The organism is Streptomyces boluensis (assembly GCF_009908195.1).
Lineage (GTDB): Bacteria > Actinomycetota > Actinomycetes > Streptomycetales > Streptomycetaceae > Streptomyces > Streptomyces boluensis.
Genome location: NZ_JAAAHS010000679.1, coordinates 1 through 1757, shown reverse-complemented (window position 1 = coordinate 1757; position 1757 = coordinate 1). Strand labels below are relative to the sequence as shown.

The window sequence follows — 1757 nt, the reverse complement described above, 5'->3', positions numbered from 1 at the left end:
GGGGCGGGGCGGGTGCGGGGTGCCCGGTCGGTTCCGTGCTGGGTGCCTGGGTGGCTCAAGTGCCGGGCGCCTGCGCGGCTTCGTGCCGGTCACTCACTCCTCCCGGGCGCCCCGGAACACCGTGTTCACGCCGAGGATTCCGCCGTCCACGCGCAGGGTCGTGCCGGTGATCCAGGACGCGTCGCGGGAGGCGAGGAAGGCGACGGCCGCGGCGATGTCCTCCGGTTCGCCGACGCGGCCCAGCGGGTAGAGGCGGCGGACCTCGTCGAGACGGTCCTCGCGTCCCGTCCAGGCGGAGGTGCGGACCGTTCCGGGTGCGACGAGGTTGACGCGTACGCCGCGCGGCCCCGCGTGGTCGGCGAGCGTACGGGTGAGGGACTCGAGGCCCGCCTTGGCCGCGCTGTAGGCGTGGTTGCCGAAGGAGACCTGGCCGTTGACCGAGCCGATGCTCACGATCGCGCCCCGGCCCGAGGCCTCCAGGTGGGGCAGCGCGGCGCGGGCGCAGCGGAAGGCGCCGTTCAGGGTGATGTCTAGGTCGCGCCGCCAGACCTCGTCCGGCTCGTCCTCGAAGCGTGGGGCGTCGACCGCGCAGGAGGCGGCGTTGTTGACCAGCACGTCCAGGGTGCCGAAGCGGTCCACGGCGTACGCCACGGCCGCCTCGACCTGCTCGCGGGAGGCCACGTCGCAGGCGAACCCCTCGGCGTCGGCGCCCTGTTCGCGCAGGGCGGCCGCGGTCCGTTCGGCGGCGGCCCCGTCGACGTCGGCGAGCAGCACACGGCCGCCCTCCTCAGTGAGGCGGGCGGCCGTGGCGGCGCCGATTCCGCGGGCGGCGCCGGTGATCAGTACTCCGTGTCCCTCGAAGCGTCTCATCCGGATCAACGTACCCAGGGGGAACGGGACTTGACCCGTCCTCGGGTCGCGGGGTTCAGGGCGTGCGCGGGGCGGGCACCTTCGGCTCGCCGGCGGAGTCCTCCGTACCGTCGATGCCCTCGATGTCCTCCAGTTCGAGGCGCTTGATGTCCTTGACGATCACGACGTAGCTGACGACGGCCAGGGCGGCGCAGACGCTGACGAAGGTGAGGGCCAGGTCGAAGGAGCCGGTGGCGTCGATGATGTAGCCGATGACGAGCGGGGTGACGATGCCCGCTACGGCGCCGAACGTGTTGAAGACTCCGCCCGCGAGGCCCGCGATCTGCTTCGGCGAGACATCGGCCATGACCGCCCACCCCAGTGCTCCCAGGCCCTTGCCGAAGAAGGCGAGCGACATGATGACCACGACGAGAGTGGACGACGAGACGTAGTTGCAGATCAGGATGGTGGTGGAGAGCAACAGCCCCACCACGATGGGGATCTTGCGGGCGGCGGTGAGGCTGACACCGCGGCGCGCCAGGCTGTCGGAGAGGAAGCCGCCGAGTACGCCACCGGCGAATCCGCACAGCGCGGGCAGCGAGGCCACGAACCCCGCTTCGAGGATGCTGAAGCCGCGCTCCTGGACCAGGTAGACGGGGAACCAGGTCAGGAAGAACCACGTGATGGTGTTGATGAAGTACTGGCCGACGAAGATGCCCAGCATCGTCCGGTTGGCCAGCAGCTTCTTGAGGTGGCCGAGGTTGGCCCTGCCACTGCTCGCCGCGGCCCTCTTCGCCACCTCGGCGGGGTCCGCGTCGGCAGCCGTGGGGGCGTCCATGTCGACGAGGGCGCCACCGTCGGCGATGTGGTCGAGCTCCGCCTTGCTCATCCTGGGGTGGGTACGGGGC

Annotated in this window: 2 protein-coding genes; both read right to left on the bottom strand. The window is 71.3% G+C overall.

Annotated features, from left to right (window positions below; all coding sequences use genetic code 11):
- Positions 1-93: 93 nt before the first annotated feature.
- Positions 94-870, bottom strand: a complete 777-nt coding sequence (locus GUY60_RS37380) for an SDR family NAD(P)-dependent oxidoreductase (RefSeq protein WP_161705948.1) — start codon at positions 868-870, stop codon at positions 94-96.
- A 55-nt stretch (positions 871-925) separates the two neighbouring features.
- Positions 926-1757, bottom strand: an 832-nt coding sequence (locus GUY60_RS37375; protein ID WP_161705947.1) for an MFS transporter, incomplete at its 5' end; no start/stop codon positions are given.